Here is a 3,869-nt window from a genome sequence, read left to right as displayed (position 1 = left end):
GTGGCGAGCATCTTGAACCGGCTCTTCATTGGAAATTACCTTTCATTATCGGCCCTTGTAGCCGGAGATATGCAGAGGGGGAATGAGGGGCTAGCGAAACTTCAGCCAGAGATAGACTATGGCATTCACCACCATCGACAGCACGAACAGCAACATCGCGTCGGCGGGCGGGGCCAGTCCAGCGCGGTGCAATATCCACCACGCCGGGGCGGGGAGAATGAAGGCATACCAGCCCGCCAGGCCCGCCCATAGCAGGGCGCGTTCCTCATGATCGTCGATCGCACGATGATAGACGAGCATGATCACGGCCAGCCCGACGCCCCATAACAACGACAGGATGATAGCGGTCGACCGTGACAGTCCGCCGCTGGCGAACAGCGCGACCCCGAAGTCGACCCCGCCGTTCTGGAGCAATACAGCCGAAATCGCTCCGAGCAGTCCGGCGGCGCCAAGGCTGGCCCAATAGAGCCGCTTGCGCCGCGACCAGCCTTGCCAGAATTTTCCGGCACGCCGGACGTAAAGCGCCATCGCGGCAATTCCCAGCAGCAGGACGGACCCCGCGCCGATCGTCGATGACGGGGCATCGCGGCCATTTTCGGCCATTCCGTCGAGATAACCCGCAACGACGCCCATCAGGAACATCGTGCCGATGATGATGATGATCGGCCAGACAATGCCGATCGGTTTGCGCTGCGCGCCGGGTTCACTGGTCATCGGAGGCTCCGTTAGCGCCATCGTCGAAAATTTCCTCGATCGGCATGGCGAACAACCGGGCGAGTTTGAAGGCGAGGGGCAGCGACGGGTCGTATTTTCCCGTTTCGATCGCATTCACCGCTTGCCGGGACACGTCGAGCCGGTCGGCCAGTTCGGCCTGGCTCCAGTTCCGCATCGCGCGCAATACTTTCAATTTATTGTTCATCGGCGCCTCGCCAGCATTTCTATCCGAAAGGACATCGTTTCCCATAGAGCATCGAAATGCGGGGGAAGGGGAATTTTTTGTTCGTGTCCATTCCGGATGTCGGGGCTCGGGCAGCGGCTTCGGTAGCCATCCAAGGGGCTGGGGCGCCTTCGCAAGAGAGCGCTCCAGCCCCGGTCGTCGGCCGTCACCGGGGAGGCCCGGCCGAAACGAAACCGTTGCGCGCGCATCCGTCGGTTAACGGGTGGGCCGGACCATCAGCAAGGCAAGCTGCGCCCCGCCCTGGGCCTGAGCGATCGCACGCTCGACCTGCGGTCTGACTTGAGCCAGCGCGGCCGATACGCATTGTGACCGGAGTTCGGCTTCGGCAACGCCGCGCATATTGGAACTGCAGATACGGTTTGCGGTATTTTTCAGGCGCGTGTCGAGGCGTTCGCGGTCATTTGCACGGGCCAGGTCGAGATCGACGGTGCGCACCGCAGCAACGGAGCTTTCCGCCGCAGGCGCTGCGATTGCAGGTGCAGTGCCAACGGCAACCGAAAGGGCGAGGATCAACATACGGGTCATCATGTCTGGGACTCCTTGGGATCAATCTTGTTTCATCACGTTCACCTGTCTTTATGTCAGGTATGCATGACTATATGTCGCGATTCGCTGACTATGTCAACAACACCTTACAAAAAGTTTTGGAGACCTGACTGGGTCGCGTGTTTTCGTGGCGGGGCGAACGGCGGGGAGCCTTGACCGTGCGCCGCCGCTGGGCCAATGCGGCGGCGATTTTTGCACCTGCGAAGGAATTGCGGCCGTGGCCGACGGGGCGGACAAGACATCACTCAGCTTTCAGGACATGATCCTGACGCTGCACAGCTATTGGAGTGCGCGCGGTTGCGCGATTCTGCAGCCCTATGACATGCGCGTGGGGGCGGGGACTTTTCACCCCGCGACGACCTTGCGCAGCCTCGGTCCCGAGCCGTGGAATGTCGCCTATGTCCAGCCGAGCCGCCGACCGACCGACGGCCGTTATGGCGAGAACCCGAACCGCCTCCAGCATTATTACCAGTATCAGGTGATCCTGAAGCCGTCGCCCGCCGACCTGCAGGAACAATATCTGGGCAGCCTCGCCGCGATCGGCATCGACCCGCTGCTCCACGACATCCGTTTCGTCGAGGACGACTGGGAATCGCCGACGCTCGGCGCGTGGGGGCTGGGCTGGGAAGTCTGGTGCGACGGGATGGAAGTCACCCAGTTCACCTATTTCCAGCAGATGGGCGGCTTCGACTGCAAACCCGTCGCGGGCGAGCTCACCTACGGGCTCGAACGCCTCGCCATGTATATCCAGAATGTCGACAATGTGTACGACCTGCGCTTTTCCGACGCGGTCGGCGATGTCGCGGCGGTGAGCTATGGTGACGTGTTCCTCGAGAATGAACGCCAGTTCTCGAAATGGAATTTCGAGGTCGCCGATACCGACACCTTGTTTGCGGGCTTCAAGGCAGCCGAGGCCGAATGTCAGCGCGCGATCGCGGCGAACGTTCCGCTCGCCGCCTATGATCAGGCGATCGAGGCGAGCCACTTATTCAACCTGCTCCAGGCGCGCGGCGTGATCAGCGTGCAGGAACGCGCCAACTATATGGCGCGCGTCCGCGACCTCGCAAAGGGCAGCTGCAAGGCATGGATCGACAGCCAGTCCGAGCGCTGGACCGCAAAATATCCGGGGTGGACGCTGTGACCGATTTCCTTCTCGAACTGCGCAGCGAGGAAATCCCGGCGCGGATGCAGGCCGGCGCGCGTGCCGAGCTCGAAAAGCTGTTCCGCGCGCAATTGAGCGCCGCAGGCATCGAAACGGGCGACCTCACCATCTGCTCGACCCCGCGCCGGCTCGCGCTGATCGCCAAGGGCTTGCCCGAGGCGACCGCCGCAGTCAGCGAGGAACTCAAGGGGCCGCGCAGCAGCGCGCCGCCGCAGGCGCTCGAAGGCTTTCTGCGCAAGACCGGCCTTCGCCAAGACCAGCTCGAAGACCGCGACGGCGTCTATTTCGCGGTGATTGACAAGCCCGGTCGCGCGACTGCCGAAGTGCTCGCCGAGGCGATCCCCGCGATCGTCCGCGCCTTCGCCTGGCCCAAGTCGATGCGCTGGGGTAAGGAGAGCCAAAGCAGCGAGAGCCTGCGCTGGGTCCGCCCGCTCTCGGGCATCGTCGCGATCTTCGGTGAAGAGCTTGTTGCGTGTGAAGTTAGTGGGATTCCCGCGGGTTTCGCGACGCGCGGCCACCGCTTCCACTGCCCGGGCGAGATCACGATCGGCTCGGCATCGGACTATGCCGAGAAGCTGCGCGCGTGCCACGTCATCGTCGACCATGAAGAACGCCAGTCGATCATCCGCGACGGCGCCGCCAAGGCCGCAGCCGATGCCGGGCTGACGCTCGTCGCGGACGAGGGGCTGGTGATCGAGAACGCCGGCCTCACCGAATGGCCGGTACCCTTGCTCGGCCGCTTCGACGAAGCGTTTTTGGAGGTGCCCCCCGAGGTTATCCAGCTCACCGCGCGCGTGAACCAGAAATATTTCGTCGTGAACGGCGCCGACGGTAAGCTTGCCAACGGCTTCGTCTGCACCGCGAATATCGACGCGGTAGATGGCGGCGCCGAGATCGTTGCGGGCAATCGCAAGGTCCTTGCGGCGCGCCTGTCCGATGCACGCTTCTTTTGGGAACAGGACCAGAAGAAGACGCTCGCGCAGCACGCCGAAAAGCTGGCGAACATCACCTTCCACGAAAAGCTGGGGACGGTCGCCGACAAGGTCGAGCGCGTCGCAAAGCTTGCGCGCTGGCTGGTCGAAGAAGGCATCGTCACAGACCGTACCCCGGCGAAGGCCGGGGCCCAGAGCGGCACAGAGCAAACGTCGGCGCTAGCCAACTCTGGACCCCGGCCTTCGCCGGGGAACACGGAAGAACTGGCCG

At 63.1% G+C, this 3,869-nt stretch carries 5 protein-coding genes; 2 read left to right on the top strand and 3 right to left on the bottom strand.

The window, feature by feature from the left end; genetic code table 11:
* Positions 1 to 90 precede the first annotated feature (90 nt).
* The 3 genes from VGD20_RS08800 to VGD20_RS08790 form a co-directional block, all read right to left on the bottom strand.
* The gene (locus VGD20_RS08800) at positions 91 to 714 is read right to left on the bottom strand and encodes a hypothetical protein (protein WP_331134082.1); all 624 of its coding nucleotides are present in this window, start codon (positions 712 to 714) and stop codon (positions 91 to 93) included.
* Positions 704 to 919 carry a helix-turn-helix transcriptional regulator gene (locus VGD20_RS08795; RefSeq protein WP_331134081.1) on the bottom strand — a complete coding sequence of 72 codons (216 nt, stop codon included), beginning with the start codon at positions 917 to 919 and terminating at the stop codon, positions 704 to 706. The genes VGD20_RS08800 and VGD20_RS08795 overlap by 11 nt, the downstream gene beginning before the upstream one ends.
* A gap of 234 nt (positions 920 to 1,153) precedes the next feature.
* Positions 1,154 to 1,486: a UrcA family protein gene (locus tag VGD20_RS08790; RefSeq protein WP_331134080.1), complete on the bottom strand. Its 333-nt coding sequence runs from the start codon at positions 1,484 to 1,486 to the stop codon at positions 1,154 to 1,156.
* A gap of 277 nt (positions 1,487 to 1,763) precedes the next feature.
* Here VGD20_RS08790 and VGD20_RS08785 point away from each other — a divergent pair, with 277 nt between their 5' ends.
* Together VGD20_RS08785 and glyS are read left to right on the top strand one after the other, a co-directional pair.
* The gene (locus VGD20_RS08785) at positions 1,764 to 2,645 is read left to right on the top strand and encodes a glycine--tRNA ligase subunit alpha (RefSeq protein ID WP_331134083.1); all 882 of its coding nucleotides are present in this window, start codon (positions 1,764 to 1,766) and stop codon (positions 2,643 to 2,645) included.
* Positions 2,642 to 3,869: glycine--tRNA ligase subunit beta (gene glyS, locus VGD20_RS08780; protein WP_331134079.1), on the top strand; the 1,228-nt coding region annotated here is incomplete at its 3' end. The genes VGD20_RS08785 and glyS, both read left to right, overlap by 4 nt.

Source organism: Sphingopyxis sp., assembly GCF_036402335.1.
Taxonomy (GTDB): domain Bacteria; phylum Pseudomonadota; class Alphaproteobacteria; order Sphingomonadales; family Sphingomonadaceae; genus Sphingopyxis.
Note: the sequence above shows the minus strand (reverse complement) of the source record. Positions and strands in the feature narration are given on the sequence as shown.